General features: G+C 57.4%; 16 protein-coding genes and 3 pseudogenes. 13 read left to right on the forward strand and 6 right to left on the reverse strand.

Annotated elements, in window-relative coordinates:
• The first annotated feature begins 177 nt into the window (after positions 1-177).
• The 10 genes and pseudogenes from GBO37_RS12995 to GBO37_RS13035 all read left to right on the forward strand — a co-directional run bounded on the left by GBO37_RS12995 (position 178) and on the right by GBO37_RS13035 (position 6,561).
• The gene (locus GBO37_RS12995; RefSeq protein WP_252929428.1) at positions 178-426 is read left to right on the forward strand and encodes a type II toxin-antitoxin system ParD family antitoxin; all 249 of its coding nucleotides are present in this window, start codon (positions 178-180) and stop codon (positions 424-426) included.
• Positions 423-506, forward strand: a pseudogene (locus GBO37_RS13000) (type II toxin-antitoxin system RelE/ParE family toxin); the annotation flags it as partial. The gene GBO37_RS12995 and the pseudogene GBO37_RS13000, both read left to right, overlap by 4 nt.
• A gap of 52 nt (positions 507-558) precedes the next feature.
• Positions 559-711, forward strand: a complete 153-nt coding sequence (locus GBO37_RS13005; RefSeq protein ID WP_252929432.1) for a type II toxin-antitoxin system RelE/ParE family toxin — start codon at positions 559-561, stop codon at positions 709-711.
• Between the two features lie 205 nt (positions 712-916).
• The gene (locus GBO37_RS13010; RefSeq protein ID WP_252929435.1) at positions 917-1,249 is read left to right on the forward strand and encodes a hypothetical protein; all 333 of its coding nucleotides are present in this window, start codon (positions 917-919) and stop codon (positions 1,247-1,249) included.
• 262 nt (positions 1,250-1,511) lie between these two features.
• Entirely contained in the window at positions 1,512-2,495 is a 984-nt protein-coding gene (locus GBO37_RS13015; protein WP_252929437.1) for a glycosyltransferase 61 family protein, read from the forward strand.
• Between the two features lie 664 nt (positions 2,496-3,159).
• Positions 3,160-4,284: pseudogene (mobV, locus tag GBO37_RS13020) on the forward strand (MobV family relaxase); the annotation flags it as partial.
• Between the two features lie 253 nt (positions 4,285-4,537).
• Complete coding sequence (locus tag GBO37_RS13025; protein WP_252929440.1) at positions 4,538-5,557, forward strand: replication initiation protein; 1,020 nt, start codon at positions 4,538-4,540, stop codon at positions 5,555-5,557.
• A 42-nt stretch (positions 5,558-5,599) separates the two neighbouring features.
• Positions 5,600-5,962 carry a helix-turn-helix domain-containing protein gene (locus tag GBO37_RS21625; protein ID WP_371927577.1) on the forward strand — a complete coding sequence of 121 codons (363 nt, stop codon included), beginning with the start codon at positions 5,600-5,602 and terminating at the stop codon, positions 5,960-5,962.
• Between the two features lie 60 nt (positions 5,963-6,022).
• Positions 6,023-6,259: a type II toxin-antitoxin system CcdA family antitoxin gene (locus tag GBO37_RS13030; RefSeq protein WP_256480836.1), complete on the forward strand. Its 237-nt coding sequence runs from the start codon at positions 6,023-6,025 to the stop codon at positions 6,257-6,259.
• A complete protein-coding gene (locus tag GBO37_RS13035; RefSeq protein ID WP_252929443.1) occupies positions 6,259-6,561 on the forward strand; it encodes a CcdB family protein in 303 nt (100 codons plus the stop codon). The genes GBO37_RS13030 and GBO37_RS13035 overlap by 1 nt, the downstream gene beginning before the upstream one ends.
• 400 nt (positions 6,562-6,961) lie before the next feature.
• Here the strand turns inward: GBO37_RS13035 and GBO37_RS13040 are convergent, their stop codons facing one another.
• The 4 genes from GBO37_RS13040 to GBO37_RS13055 form a co-directional block, all read right to left on the reverse strand.
• Positions 6,962-7,894, reverse strand: coding sequence for a glycosyltransferase family 2 protein (locus GBO37_RS13040; RefSeq protein ID WP_252929445.1), 933 nt, complete (start codon positions 7,892-7,894; stop codon positions 6,962-6,964).
• A complete protein-coding gene (locus GBO37_RS13045; protein WP_252929447.1) occupies positions 7,891-9,222 on the reverse strand; it encodes a glycosyltransferase family 2 protein in 1,332 nt (443 codons plus the stop codon). The genes GBO37_RS13040 and GBO37_RS13045 overlap by 4 nt, the downstream gene beginning before the upstream one ends.
• Positions 9,200-10,204, reverse strand: coding sequence for a glycosyltransferase (locus tag GBO37_RS13050; RefSeq protein ID WP_252929449.1), 1,005 nt, complete (start codon positions 10,202-10,204; stop codon positions 9,200-9,202). Before GBO37_RS13050 ends, GBO37_RS13045 begins: the two co-directional genes overlap by 23 nt.
• Before the next feature lie 322 nt (positions 10,205-10,526).
• Positions 10,527-12,077 (reverse strand): hypothetical protein, encoded by a 1,551-nt coding sequence (locus tag GBO37_RS13055; protein WP_252929451.1) that lies wholly within the window; start codon positions 12,075-12,077, stop codon positions 10,527-10,529.
• 300 nt (positions 12,078-12,377) lie between these two features.
• Here GBO37_RS13055 and mobV (GBO37_RS13060) point away from each other — a divergent pair, with 300 nt between their 5' ends.
• Together mobV (GBO37_RS13060) and GBO37_RS13065 are read left to right on the forward strand one after the other, a co-directional pair.
• Positions 12,378-13,151 (forward strand): MobV family relaxase, encoded by a 774-nt coding sequence (gene mobV / locus GBO37_RS13060; protein ID WP_252929453.1) that lies wholly within the window; start codon positions 12,378-12,380, stop codon positions 13,149-13,151.
• Between the two features lie 855 nt (positions 13,152-14,006).
• Positions 14,007-14,504 (forward strand): hypothetical protein, encoded by a 498-nt coding sequence (locus tag GBO37_RS13065; RefSeq protein ID WP_252929454.1) that lies wholly within the window; start codon positions 14,007-14,009, stop codon positions 14,502-14,504.
• A 2-nt stretch (positions 14,505-14,506) separates the two neighbouring features.
• Here GBO37_RS13065 and GBO37_RS13070 read toward each other — a convergent pair whose 3' ends face one another.
• The gene (locus GBO37_RS13070) at positions 14,507-14,755 is read right to left on the reverse strand and encodes a hypothetical protein (protein WP_252929455.1); all 249 of its coding nucleotides are present in this window, start codon (positions 14,753-14,755) and stop codon (positions 14,507-14,509) included.
• 153 nt (positions 14,756-14,908) lie between these two features.
• Positions 14,909-15,040 (reverse strand): annotated as a pseudogene (locus GBO37_RS21630) (helix-turn-helix domain-containing protein); the annotation flags it as partial.
• Positions 15,041-15,317: 277 nt separating this feature from the next.
• Here GBO37_RS21630 and GBO37_RS21635 point away from each other — a divergent pair.
• On the forward strand, positions 15,318-15,389 hold a 72-nt coding region (locus GBO37_RS21635; RefSeq protein WP_371927578.1), incomplete at its 3' end, for a type II toxin-antitoxin system ParD family antitoxin.

Here is a 15,389-nt window from a genome sequence, read left to right on the forward strand (position 1 = left end):
CCTTATTCCTGACGGGACACATTAAGGACAGGTTACAGGACACTGATCGGACATACTAAAAATGCCATTCTTTGCGTGCCTGATGGAGTGCGGGACGGTCCATAAACTGTGAGTCTTTGGTAATTCAGCGCAAATGTATTACATATTGGTACAAACCATCGCAGTCGGGAGTTCACTATGCCGCGCACTACCTCCGTCTCGCTTGGTGAGCATTTTACAGGCTTCATCAATGCCCAGGTCGATACTGGCCGTTATGGCTCGGCCAGCGACGTGGTCCGGGCAGGGCTGCGGCTGCTGGAGGAGCATGAGGCGAAGGTCAAAGCCTTGCAGGACGCCCTGATTGTGGGCGAGCAGTCCGGGGAGCCGCGCCCCTTCGACTTCGACAGCTTCAAGGCGCGGAAGCGGGCGGAGTTCGAGGCCGGATGAAACACCTCGCCTTCTCGCCAGCGGCAGAGGCGGATATCGACGGCATCTGGGATTACAGCGCGCAGACCTGGGGGCCGGACCAGGCTGATCGCTACACCGACGAAATCCGCGATGCCTGTTTGGCCCTGGCCCATGACCACAAAACAGGGGCGCCCCGTCGATGTGCGCCCCGGATACCTGCGGCTCTCGACCGGATCGCATGTGATCTACTACCGAAATCGGGGCGACCGACTGGATGTCATCCGGGTCCTGCACAATCGCATGGATGCCGACCGCCATCTCTGACCGAACTTGCAGAGTGATGCCTTCTTTCCCTCGGGACCAGGATGCAGAATGGTCATGCAGGAAACAGCGTCAGGGACAACACGGATGAGGATGAGCTGGCAGGGTATTCTGTTGTCCACGCTGCTGGTCTTGGCGGGCGGCCCCGCCATCGCCAATAAGCCGAGCGCGCCCCCCTTCGGAACCCTTTGCCCTCTGTCCGCCGGTCGTGCGGGAGTTTCTGGAAGCGGTCGGGCTTTCGCCGGAGCTGCCGGACTATGCCCGGCCGATGGTGGTGATCGACACTCAGGGCCACCCGCTCGACTGCCTGCCCCGAACGCTGCCTGCTCAGGAGCATGCCCAAGCCGCGGCGTTTCTGCATCAGAGCGGCATCATCATGGCCCAAAACCAGGAGGCGGGATCCGTCTGCCGGATCGGTGAGGCGCGTCTCCAAGAGACGTCCTTCATCGGCCTCATCCTGTCTTATGACTTGGCCCGGATGAATAGCCCGACCTGCCTGCAGCAGGCGCGGCAGGACCTGAAAGAGCTGAGGGACCGCTAGCGCGAGGAGGCCCCCCGTTCAACCTCCGGGCTGCACTCCACCTGAGCGGTGTTATGCGCCGCCTGGCGCAGGAGGCGGGGATCAACCAGAGGCTGTGGGGCGGTTGACGGTCTTGCGCAAAGCGGCTTGAAACGACTGCAAGCTTCGCTCTACGGCCTGAGAAGTTTATACAAAACATACGTGTTTCATAATCTCGAAGGATGTCTTGATGTATAGGTTCCGTCCGGTTGCAAGCCAGATTACGAAACGTACAGGCTTTGGAATGCCTAAGCTTGCCAAAGCCGCGGTCGAGGTGATCGAGGAGCATCCATCCGCCACGGCCCTCTCTAAGCCCGTCCTTATGCTTGACGAAGATCGGGCCAAGGTAGAACGGGCTCAGGCCGACACGTCGCTCGCTGAGCAGTGGGCAATCATCGACGGCCGCAACGTCGTGCACGAGGCTACGGTACGATACGTATTCAAAGACGTTTTAGCGACACCGTTCGGCTTCTTCACAAAGTATCATGGCTTTGCCCGCTTCGGGCCAGTGCGCTACGCTGAGATGATGTCTGCGCCGATCGAACGGCGCGCCAGCGGTTATTTTGCGGCGAGCCCCATTACCCAACAGTATTTTGGTCACTGGGTTTGCGACGGACTGATCACCACCTATCTAAAGCGTCCGCACGAGGAATTATATTTTCCCTATAATCCCGCTTGGTCGCATGCCAGAGAGTATGTGGATCTACTGAAGATCGAACAGCTGCGCCCTAATTATGTAATCTTCGACAAGATGTCGTATTGCCGTGATATTGGCCAAAATGCGGGCCGGGCAGCGCGCCTTGAGCGTCTTCAAGCAAAAGTCCAAGGAATTTTCGGCAATGCCGGCGTTCCTGGCGCGTTTATCCGGCGCGGCAGGACAGGAGTGCCTCGCGTGCTCCTAAACGAGGATGAGGTTGTCGATGCCTTGTCGGCACGAGGTTTTGCAATCGTCAGTTCGACGGACCCGCTCGAACACATTCTGCGATCCGTCTCCGGCGCGCCCATTACGGTCTCGATGGAGGGGAGCCAATGGAACCATCTCTTCCTCGCATCACGCCGCGACGCGCTGCACGTGACGATCAATCCGGCAGATCGGTTCAACAACGTCTTTGCCGACTTTATTGATCACACACCGGGACAACTTGCCACTACGGTCGCCATTCGCGAGGGAGACGGCTATCGCGTCGATGTTTCCAATCTCCTCCGCCTCATTAATCTACACGCATAACAAAGGAACGCCTGCAGTTTCTGAGAATTCGTTACTAAACCAGGCGCTGCTTCAACCACCGGCTACTGCCCCGGCAATATCTCGGTTTTATGCGGCAGATTAGGCGAGGGGCCGGGATCAGCCGGGGGTTGTCCCGTTTGGCAGGGGCGCGGATCTTCTGCCATGAGGGGACTCGTTTACAGGACCGCACGTGGCGCGAACCTTGTCAAAGAGCCCCGCTGAGCCTGGCCCGTGGTCAGCGGAGGTGGCAGTGTGGCAAGAAATGGAACCGTAATTTTTTACACTCACCACGCCTTCTGGTCCCTGGCCCGCAGGGCCTCCGCAAGGCTGGCAAGGGCTGGGGATCGAGCCGCCGAAGGCGGCTTCTCTTGCCCTGGGCTCGACGGCTGATCCATTTGAGAAAAATGTGCCCTTCCCCCGCCAGGGGCGAACGGTATAATTTGAACGCAGGAAAAATTGTCTAGTGAGTACACATAAACCTTCCTTCGGAGATCGGTTCATGGGTGCGCGCAACGATGACGGTGATGCTTGGCGAATCCGATTGGATCGCAGCATCGGTGGCAGGATGTTCCATGTCACCACCCCGCGCAGCTTCGCCATCCTCCGCTGCGCCAAGATCAAGACCATGGGCAACATGGGTGCGTCTCTCTAGCATACCTTCCGGGAACGCGACACGCCCAATGCCGATCATGGGCGCACACCCGACAACACCGTCCTGGTCGGCGGCGATACCAGCCGTGCCGTCCTGGACGCCTGGAAGGACCGCGCCCCCGAAAAGATCCGCAGCAATGCCGTCCACGGGCTGGAGTATTTCGTCGGCGGTTCTCCCGAAGCCCTGAAGACCATGAGCCGGGAGGAGCAGGACTCCTACTTCACCGATGCCCTGGATTGGCTCAAGGCTCGCCACGGGGCGGAAAACGTCCTCTCCGCGGTGATCCACCGCGATGAGAGCACCCCCCACATGACGGTGATAACCATTCCCCTGGACGAACGCGGCACGCTGAACGCTCGTGCCATCGTCGGCAGCCGGCAGCAACTCTCCGCCATGCAGACCGACTTTGCGGAACGGGTCGGAAAGACCCATGGCCTGGAGCGCGGTCTGCAGGGCTCTCCGGCGCGCCATGAGCGCGTCCAGAGGGCCTATGCCCATCTCACCGACCCCGATGCCGCCGTGAGCCTCCCGGAGCGCCGCAGAGGCGCCATTCTGGGCATCGGCGGAGAGACGGAGGCGAAATGGCGGGAACGGGCATCACAGGACGTCTCAGACGCTCTCAGGGGCGTCCAGGCCGCCCGACACCGGGAGAACCGCGCGCATGCCGTCGAGCTGTTCACCCTTAAGCAGCAGGTTACCGGCACCCCGAAGATGCAGAAGGAGCTTTCCAACCTTCAGTACGAGAACAGCAGGCTGCAGCGTGAGCTGAAGGCCACCGAGACCAGGGCCGAGCTGATCGCCAAGGAGAACCGCCGCCTGCGTGCCGTCCAGGAAGGCCTGGTCGCGGGTGGTCGGGCTTTTGCCAAGGAAAAGGGCTTGGACGAGAAAGCCCTCGTGACCCGGCTGCAGACGGCCGCCAAGGAAGCGCTGGACACGTTCGATGCTCCGGCCGCAAAGCCAGTGGTCAAGGCGAAGGCCGCGACCAGGACCAGGGTCACCCCGCAAGCCAAGGCGGCGGTCGAGGCTTCCACGTATGCGCCGAAGAAGAAGCTGGCCATCCAGGAGCAGGTCCGGGACGAACCCGCCGCAGAGCGTCGGATCAAACCGAAGGACGATGCCTGGGACGACGGACACTGAGCCTGTTCTCAGCATTGCGACGGGGCTGTCAGGGGAGCCGGATGAGGTGGTAAACCGGCCTTTCCAGTCAAAAAATGAGAAGCAAAATGGGCGAAGCCCTTCTTGTTCTAAGTTCTTCTTAGTTTATGGCCATTATTAATGAGTAAATTCATTTATTTATGAGTTTATAAGTAGGATATGGGGACTGATAAGTAGGATATGGGGACTGAATCACAGGTTGACAGGTAGATTTTAACGCACCTAAAAATCTACCATGATTAAGACCCTGCAAATCGCGGCAGACCGCGCCCATGATGAGACCAAGACTGTGCTGCCCGCCGAGGTAGCGCGTGGGGTCTACATCGAGAATCCACCAGGTGCCGAAGCTCTCAAGCTGATGCACCTGCTGATCGGCACGGCGGGGGGACGCATGGCCGATGATGTGCGCCACGAACTGCGGCTGGCAGATATCAAGAAGATCGATGGTATGCGAAACCATACCCGCGCCACGATGCGGAAGCTCTTCGTCGAACTGCGGGGAGCGGTGATTGTCTTTGATGACACTGAAGCTCAATGCGAGATCATCGGCGGGTTTCTGGATCAGGCGACGCTGGATTACCGCCGTGAGGTCAGCGACGACCTTCTGGTCGCCTGGTGGTTTGGCAGAGCCTTTCGTGAGATGGCCGAGAAGTCCTGCCACTGGGCTATCCTAGACCGACAAACAGTGTTCGCTCTGTGTTCGAAATACTCGATCCTGCTGTTCCAACATGTCGCCAGCCTTGTGAACGTCAATCACGTTACGAGCAAAACCTTCACCGTTGCTGAGCTGCGGGCTGTGATGGGGGTGCCAGAAGAAAAAATTCAACGGTTTGCCAACCTGAACCGAGACGTAATCCAACCAGCCATTTCTGAAATCAATCAAACATCCAGAATGATCTTAACAGCTACGCCAAAAAAGGTCGGGCGCACTGTCACCAACATCACGATTTCTTGGACAGAAAAGCCGCAGAAAGGCAAACAAGACGCCAAGCGCGAGCTAGACAGCTCTAAGATAGGCAGGAAAGCAAGGCGGGAAGGAAAGGCAGCGATATCGATCACTGCATTTCCCAAAACTGGCAGCACTGCTTATTCGCCCTACTGGATCGATCTGAAGCGCAAAGCTGGCTGCAATGCAGATAACGCCAAGATTGCGACCGACTTCCGCCGCTTCCTGAACGAGCGCGGCATCTCTTGTGACGCAAGCAACATTGAGAAGCTGTTTTCCGACTTCTGCAAGCAGGTGGGGAAACTGTAAAAGTGTCATTCCCACCAAAAAATGTCTGATATTGTCACTGTCATGACACTGACAAGACTGACACCACAACAGGCAGCAGAGCGCGCAGGCGTTTCACGCGGAACCGTCATGAATGCCATTAAAGACAGCAGTCTTTCTGCGTTCAGAGACAACCGTAATCGCTGGCAGATACCTGTCGAGGAACTGTCAATATGGATGTCAGAAAGATCTGACATTGCCACTGTCAGCGTTGACAGTTCCTTGCCCCCTCGTGCTGAGGGAAATCTGATCAGAATTGCAGTCTTAGAGGCTGAACTTAAGAGCAAAGATCAGCGGATTTCGGATCTAGAGCATGATCGCGATAGCTGGAAAGAGCAGGCACAAAGCCTAGCGAGACGTCGCCCCCGGCGATGGTGGCCGTTCTAAAACCTAAGCTTGCCTAACACCCTAATGCGCATATATTATGCGCATGAATCGAGATGGATTATGCAAACCCAGACTTCCCTCCGAAAGCCCACTAACTTGACCCTGGACCCGGCGCTGCTGACCGAGGCCCGGTCCTTTGGTGTCAATCTATCCAAAGCCGCCGAGGCGGGTCTGCGCCGTGCCGTAGCCGCTGCCAAAGCCGAGGCTTGGCAGCGCGAGAACGCCGCAGCTCTGACCAGTTCAAACGCCTGGATCGACGCGCAGGGTCTGCCCCTCGATCAATACCGGCAGTTCTGATGGCTCGTTTTGACGTCTACGCCCGCCCCGATGGGGCGGCGGGTTGTGTCTTGGATGTGCAGTCCGATGTTCTGAACGGATTGAACACCCGGATCGTGGTGCCGCTCCTACGTGTTGTGGATGCTCCTATCCCGGCGAAGCGGCTCAATCCCGTCTTCGAAATTGGGACCGAGCCGCATGTCATGGTCACCCAGTTCATGGCAGCGATCCCGCGCGCCCTCCTGCGCAATCCCGTTACCACACTTGATGATCGTGACAGCGAGATCATGGCGGCTTTGGACATGGTCCTGACGGGCTTTTGACAGCTGCTGACAGGCCCTGTCACTCAACCTCCGGCCTGCGCTCTTCCCCGTAATGGGTGTTATGCGCCGGGACGGAACAGGGGCCGGAGTCGCGGATAGGTTGTGGGCGGGGAGGGTAGACTGCAGTATGTGCTTTGCTCCCTAAAAGCTGTCCCGTTTAAAGCTAGAGTTTTCGGCTAATCTTTCTTGGCTGGGAAAGGAGCTGAGAATGAGATTGGATCATGAAGGGGAAGAAAGGCGCAAGCTGTTAGCTATTCTGACCGATCAGCGCCCCCAGGTTGCGCCTGAGGTAGAACCTCATCCTACAGGATTGCCGCGTCGCTCATGGTGGCCTTGGCAACGCGGCTGATCGGGAGATCTGGCAGCCTTGTCCCCATCCTGCTCGGCAATCTTGAGCGCGCTATTGGCGTCCAAGGTGCTCCAGCGTACTCAGCATCAGGGCTTTCAGCTGGGCATCGATCTTTCTTTGCGGCGCGTCGCACGGGTATGCGTCGGTATCCTGGGAGATCTGATCCAGAATATGGAAGCGCGGCTTGGCCTTTTCGTAATAGTCTGTGTCTTTGCGGCTCAGAGAGTGGGAAAGAACCTTTCGGAAATAAGTATCCCGTCGCGTGGGCGATTTGATGGTGATCGGGGTGAACATGTGGAAAAGGGCGCGCCAGTAATTGACGTCCTCGCTATGGGTAAGCCGTGCATCATAGGCGATGCGGCTCATCATATAGGTCGGCGCCGTCTTGATCGCGTTCAGTGTGTAGGCGCGATAGCAGAGCGCAATGTCATCGGGGCCATGCACATGCGAGGTCTCAAAGCCCTCGGCCACAACCTTTTGCGCGTAATCTTCGGTTATAATGCCGTTTTCTACCTTGATGATATTCGAGACGACGACCGATCGATAATCAGACAGGGTCATGCATTCATCTAGATAGGCGCGCGACAAGTGGTCGTCATGATCAACGAATGTCGCGTGCTGGAACCGGGCAAGCTGCAGGGCTTCGTTGCGCGCCTGGGCGACGCTGGCGGTTTCACTTTCGATCACCACGGCATTGACACCACTGGTAGCGGCAAAACGGTCGACCACATGACGGGATGCATCAGTACAGCCATTGAGCGCAAAGATTACCTCGAACTGGCTGCGGCTCAGGATTTGATTGGCCAGAGATATCATCAGTTCGGCCATTTCATCGGCACCGTTATGGACTGGTACTATGACGCTGACCCCTTGGGGCATCGCGTTATATTCCGCCTCATAGGCAAAGAGACGCGCTGCCTCTGGACCGTGGCGCTCGACCTCTTCGATCAGCGACCGGAGCGCCGTAATCTCTGCATATGTCATCGCTGAGCCTGGCCATGCCCCGGAAAGACGCGCCTGAAGGCGCGGCGCAGAGCGAATGCCCAACGTGCCGCCTTGGAGTTCAGATGCCGCTGAAGTTCTGCGATCTCTCGGCTCTGGACCTCGATGCGTTCATCCCTGTCCCGGATATCATGACGCTGCCGGTCGCATTCGACGCGCCGCTGCGCACATTCGCCGCTCTGCCGGTCGCATTCGCCGCGCAGCCGGACATTTTCTCCGATTAGCTCGGCGGACAGGCGCTTCAGACGTGATATCTCGCTCAGCCATATTTCCAGACGTGCCGGATCCATTGGTTTTCCAGTCGCTTCATGTGCGGCGAGGGTCGTATCTTCCGTATTTTCCATATTCCACAAGCTCCAGGATTTGATCCCGGTATCTGCTTCAAGTGCAGTCATATTCCTTGGCGCAATGCCGGCAAAGCGCACATGTTCCTGCATCAGCTTGACCCTTGTTCCGGATGATGCGCTGTCAACCATCCAGTGGATGAGATCGTGATAAAACGCCCAGAATGCCGTTTCAACGCGAGGCAGCGGATTGCGCTGCACCAGGGCATAGGTCTCGCGCAGCGCAGTGAAAGCCTGCAGCCGGCGGCTGTCCCATGTATTGCTGATCCGCGAGCCGGCCGCAGTTGTCGTCTGGGTGCATTGCACCAGATCGGTCACTAGAATCCGCGACGCACCCAGTAGCGACTGCCAATGCGCATAAACATCGTTCTGGACTATCGTATCGGAGAAACGCAGACCGATCCTACGGATGAACTGGGTGCGATACAGCTTGTTCCACGGATAGTTCGTTAGGCGCAGCAGCGCTTCGTTATCATCCAACATTACGATGCGGCTGTTCTGGCCCCGCAACGTGTTTTGCAAAATTTTCTGATCTTTCTGATGTGCCGGGGCCAGCTTGCCATCGCGTAGGAACCGATAGGACGACACCGCCATATCCACCGCAGGGGCAGCGTCCATCTTTTGCATAAGCTGTTCGACGACACCCCAATCCATGAAGTCGTCATCGTCAAGAAAGACCGTGTAATCCCCCATGATCGCCTGCACGGCAATATTGCGGCTGGTGCCTGCCCCTTGTGCGGTCGCATTGCGCAGCACTGTTAGATTGGCTGTCTGAGGCAGGAACTCTTGCAGAGAGCGATCCGACCCGTCATCGATGATGACAACCTGCCAGTCGGGATGAGCCGCCAGCAACTTGGCGATCTGGATAAAGAACAAAGCTTCAGGATTATGGGACGGGATGACGACGGAAAGGGCCACTCGGGCGGGTTTTGACCGCTCAGCCTCAGGCAGCATAAAGTTTTGCATGGCGTCCCTGCCAGAATTGCTCGAATTGAACCGCCTCCCCGCCCGGCAAAAGCGCCTGTGTCGCACGCATCAGCGCCTCGTTCTCCCAGACATCGTCGAAACTGCGATAGGCTTCAATAAAGAGGTTGAAGCGATGCTCGAGACGCACTCGCTGCATGAACCAAGTCAAACGACGGAAATAGGCGGCATAAAAATAAGGGCTTGAGGCGTCCTTGAATTTTCCATTGCGCTCAAGGTTGTCGCGGATGAAGCGAAAGAGATCGATGATCTCGCTGCGGCGGTTGCGAACATGCCGGGAAGCGGTCTCTCGGTCCACACGATACATGTAATAGCTGTCGTTAACCCAGTGATAAGTCATACCGTTCAGAAAACACATCGCGGAAAAGCAGGTGTCTTGATATCCCGCTCCCGGGGTCTCGGGCAAGGTGATGCTGTGGCGCTCCAATACCTCGCGGCGATAGACTCCCGCCCAAATGGCCGGGGGCTCGAAAATCAGGCGATCGTCCAGAAAGGTTCCCGGCCGCACCGTCCCTGCGGGTGCAGCAAGAATATCAGTTGCTGTCCGCCCATGCGGCGGCACTGACATTTGCGGGCACGGGCCATCGATGGTGAAGGGCTGATAGGGCGTTTTGACAAAATCCAGAGTCTCGTCCTGCCGCAGCAATTCCAGCAGGGCCGAATATGCGGTCGGCAAAATCACATCGTCAGATTCGACAATGGTCACAAAGCGTCCACGCGCGGCTTTCATGCCGGTATTGATGGCCTTGCCATATCCGCCATTGATCTGTGTGATAACCCGAAAGCGGCTGTCCCGATCAGCAAAGGACTGGGCAATCTGTTCGGACTGGTCCGTGCTGCCATCGTTGACGCAATGCACTTCGGCAGAGAAGCCGGGAACAAGCGCGGCCTGAACACTAGCCAAGCATTCTTCCAGATAATCCTGGACGTTATAAATAGGAACGACAATTGTTAATTCTGTCAAATCAATAACCTATATGTCGGTGATACGCACGCCATAATATGCTCTTCACGACAAGCCTGATGGGACACTTTGTGATGCGATCTGTGCTAGCTGGGTCATTTCCGCAAACGCGATATCGTTGCTGAATATTGCAACCCTTGGCTGCAGGGGTAGTCTTATGTCGTCACCGGAATGGACGCAATAATGCTTAGGGAAACAATGCACCATTGTGCGGCACAAACATGGGCCGCAATGCAGAAAAGCAACCCCGATACAGTCAAGGGTACGATCCACCCCATACCTGCGGAAGCACATCGGGACGTCTGGCCAACACAGACCCCGCTTAGTCCGCGTCGAACAGATAGGTCCCGAACCGGCGGATATCACGCGGGCTCAGTGGTCGTGGATGCGCTTCGAACAGCGCCATGCGCCCAATCATGCGGGCAGGGCGCAGCAACTCTTCAACGACTCGGTAATAGCTGCGGTCTCGATAATCGTCGAACAGGATCTTCGTTGGCTGGGTGATGTTCATCAGGGTCGCCAGAAAGCAGCCGACCCGAAAGCGTCCGTCGATCAGAACCAAATCCGGCGGCAACAGATCAGGTCTGTCCCAGACCGAGGTCGGATAGTGGATGAAACTTCGCCAACGGCTCTGATCCGTCGGACGCGCCCATTCCCCCGTCGGACCAATATCAACGGGATGCAGATGTACGGTCCCACTGCCCGCGATGCCTTTCAGTGCCGCTTGTAGCTGCATTGCCCATTGGGCATCGCTCTCGACAGAAAAGGTCGTCGTCCCCGACTGCTGCGCGGCGAGCACTGTGCTGCCCCCAGAGCCGTATTCCAGAATGACGCTAGCCTTGGCATAAAACGCGGTGATTGCCTCGGTCTCTTGCGGCGGAAAGGTCAGGACCGGAAGGGTCGGTGCCTCCGAAGCATCCGCTCCATGCTGCGGCGGTAGCCTTTTAGTTTCACACCGGACTACAAACCCCAGCAATTCAGCCGTCGCGCCCTCTGCATGCTGCAGATAGACCTGCACTGTCCCATCTTGCGCCGGAACGGCCGGAGAGACCTGCCGCACAGTCGCAACGAGATCCTGCTTTTGGAAGTAATGCGACCGCACATTGACGGCCACTTTCGTGCCACCGTCAAAGACGAGGCTTCCGAATGTATGACCCGCATTATAGGCTACGCCGCAAATCTGTTCGCCATCCTCCAGTCTGACCTGAAGCTTTTGGTCTGATGCCAGTTGGGAACAGTCAGCATTCAGCAGGGACGTGACCCGCTTGCATTGGGGTAGATCGAAATCCTTGGTCTGGATCAGGCGAAACCTCACGCCCGGTTCAGGAACACGACCGCTGGCCCTAGGGTGACACGCCGTCATCACCTGCGGCACAAGGCGTGCCGCCACCTCGGGCCGCAAATGTAAATCGTCCATGAACAGATCGCCCGCCGCAACGCCATCAGCAACGGCAGTTGCATGCACAAATGCGTATCCATTGATCAGCCTCAACTGAAGCCCGGCTGCAACTTCGCGATAGACACCCATGGCCGGATCCTCATCATCAAGATGAGATCGGTTGGGCATGCACAGAAAAATCGGCACGCATCCCGCCTGCAACGCGGCCTTGCAGACCCAAAGAAGGTTCTCCCGGATCTCAGCCGGCTGCAGAATGCCCCATCCAACAAAGGCACCGTCATTCACTGAGCAGTCTAGGACGACATAGTCATACTCCCCAAAGACCACATCTGCGCTCACATAGGGCAGCATGATCGAGGGCGAGCCCCCCAGACCGACCCGGTCCAATCTGGTCACGTCCGAATGAGCGCGCAGAGCATCCACATAACCGTTCTTCAGGATTGAGTTTGACGTCCCAAAAACAAGCACTCGCATTCCCTGCCTCCCAAACAGCTTGCCTTTGCAGTCACCCAAAAAACTGGTCTCTGTACAGCCTCGATCTATGACGCATAACGGCAGTGTTGCAGGATCGTCGGCCCTCTGGGCTCACTGACATCGCGCTTCTACCGAATTGGCCTGTTAGTGTAGACAAGCCAATCCAAGATATTCTGCAATCTCCCTCCCCTCCGAAGGCAGGTTTATGTGTCCTTTCCCCGCGTTGCGGGGCGAGCGATCAATTTGGCCTTGCCAAATTGTCTAATAAGTGTGCACATTTTTTTAAATGGAGGTGCGACGATGGCGAACGCTGTGGATGCCGTGATGGGCACGCTCCAGATCGACAAACGCCGGAACGGTGGCTCTTGGCCCCGGCCTCCTGTCGGGTCGCGCCGCTTCGCGATCCTCCGGGTCGCCAAGATCAGCGGCAAGGGCAAGATGGCGGCGGCTGCTCAGCACAACCTGCGCGAACGGGATACCCCGAACGCCCGCCCCGAGGATCGTAGCCGCAACATCCACCTGTCCGGTGCCAGGACGGCAGACGAGTTGATGAAGCTCTGGGAGGAGCGTGCCCCGGAGAAGATCCGCAAGAACGCCGTTCATGCCCTCGAATACGTGGTTACAGCCTCCCCTGAGAAGATGGCCGAGATGGGCCAGACCAGGAGCGAGGATTACCTGCGCGATGCCCTGACCTGGCTGCAGGACAAGCACGGGGCTGAGAACATCCTCTCTGCCGTGATCCACAACGACGAGATCACCCCGCACTTGCAGGTCATGGTGATCCCCATTGATGAGCGCGGCAAGCTGAACGCCCGCTCCTTGGTCGGCGGCAAGCCGCAGCTCTCCGCCATGCAGACCGATTTTGCCGAACGGGTTGGGGTCAAATACGGACTGGATCGCGGCATCGAACGCTCCGGCAGACGTCATGAGACCATCAGGAGTTACTACGGGCGGGCCACGGAAAACGAGACTTTGACCCTGAGGCTTCCAGAGCGCGCCAGAGGCGGGTTTCTGGGCCGTGGCGCGGAAACGGATGCCGAATACCGGGACAGGCTCTCAGAAGTCGCCTCATAGGCTGTGAGGGCCGTTGCAGGTCGTCTGTCAGAAGACCGGAATGTCATCAAACGGAGCGTGAAGCTGCGGAACGGCATGCTCGTGAACAGGTCCAGGAACGCGATAGAGCAGCAGAACTGGAGCGGGACGACCGTGAGCGCGATACAGGTTGGGAGAGGTAGAAGACTGCTCACTCAGGCATTCCACGAATGCCGTTGTAACCTTTGCACCTAGTCCTACCACTGCACCTACGAATCCTATCGCGACGACTGTCACAGTCGTGACAGAGCGATGGCCCAAGCTGGGCTGTCTTTCACAAGCAAATCCTGAAACCGCGACAAGACGGACAGCAGCTATTCGGAGCTGCTGTGGATAACCCTTTCCCCTTCTTGCCTGATCATCCCCATTCCGGCGTGGCGCTCGCCGAAGCGTCCCGCGCCTGCCAAACGACATTTTAAAGTCAAAGCGCGCTGACAGGAAAAAACCGGGCCAGTCCGCGCCGGTCGGCGCTTGCTCCCCGGGGGCTGCTTCGCCCGACACGGCCCGTCCCGGTTCTTCCCTGTAGATCATTAGAAGCAGAAAAATTAAATTGTTGTTTTTAATATGTTTTTTTTATTCTGACCGGCACCACCGTTCCGGTAGACCGGCACCACCGTTCCGGTCTCCTTTTGTTCTACCGGCACCACCGTTCCGGTAGACCGGCACCACCGTTCCAAAAAATGGAATGAGATGTAAATTTCAAGTTGCCATTAGCAGATCGGCGCGGCAGCTTGATTCCTGATTTTGGAACGAAAGCGCTTAGAATTGGAACAGCTCCCAGAGCGTCGTTTGCAGGGAACCTGGGTTCAGACCGAACGGTCCGCCCATGAAGCATGGATGAACCTTATTGCTAAATCTCCGGTCGGCGCTCAGATCATGCATGCGCTGACAGCGCGGCTCGGTGATCATAATGCTGTCGTGATCTCCCAAGTGGCGCTTGCTAAGATAATTGGACGCTCTGAGCGCGCAGTCCGGACAGCCTTGTCCGTCCTGAAGGCAGATAACTGGATTGAGGTCCGGCAACTTGGAAATGCTGCGACGGTGAACGCCTACATCGTCAATGATCGCGTGGCTTGGACAGGAAAGCGTGATGGCATCCGCTACAGCCTGTTCTCGGCAGCGGTCGTCGTTTCAGAAGAGGAGCAACCGGATCGCGACAGCCTTGGCCACCAGGCTGCATTACGGCGCATTCCCGATCTTCTTCCAGGAGAGATGCAGCTGCCATCAGGCGAAGGTCTGCCCCCGGTCTCGCAACCCATTCTGGAAGGGATGGAGCCGGATCTTCCAGCCCGCCAGAGATCCTATGATCCACAGACCGGCAAGCAACTGGATTGACATCAACCGCCTGTCAGGCGCGCCCACAGCCCCCGTGGGCGCGATCTTGTTTCCCGCTCACCATCACCAGGTGGCGGCAAAAGCCGCATCTTCTCTTCTTCGGCTTGGTCCAAGCGCTTTCGGAGATCCAGAACCGTTGTCTGGAGGTCGTCGACACGCGCCCGCAGCGCCTGTTTCAAATCCTCGCGCCCGGCCCTTTCGGCTTCCAGAAGCTCCTCAAGGTGTTTCACCCGCAGCTCGACCTCGGACACGTCCCGTCCTGTCCAGTCCACTGCGTTTCGGACGACTCCGGACACCACAGGATGGCCTGAATCCCGCGCCGGATCTCTGTCCATTCCTGTCCGATCGGCCCTGTCCCATACCCCATCACTGGACAGAGAGAAGGGGAAAACACGATGCAGCTCGGAGGGATCGATCTGATATCCACCCTTCTCATTCCGACCAGCGGACAGCTTTCCTTCCTTGATGGCTGTCTGAATTGTAGACTTTCCCCGGCCACAGAGTTGCGCGGCCTCTCGCAGTGAAAGCATTGTCATACTGTCTGTCCTGCTATGTTCATCTCGCCTTGTTCATGCTGTCCGAGGCGTGTCCTACACAGAACCACCACAGGACAGGATCGCGCAATAGAAAAACCAGCCTTATTCCTGACGGGACACATTAAGGACAGGTTACAGGACACTGATCGGACATACTAAAAATGCCATTCTTTGCGTGCCTGATGGAGTGCGGGACGGTCCATAAACTGTGAGTCTTTGGTAATTCAGCGCAAATGTATTACATATTGGTACAAACCATCGCAGTCGGGAGTTCACTATGCCGCGCACTACCTCCGTCTCGCTTGGTGAGCATTTTACAGGCTTCATCAATGCCCAGGTCGATACTGGC

Source organism: Paracoccus sp. 08 (assembly GCF_024105395.1).
In the GTDB taxonomy this organism is placed as follows: Bacteria; Pseudomonadota; Alphaproteobacteria; order Rhodobacterales; family Rhodobacteraceae; genus Paracoccus; species Paracoccus marcusii.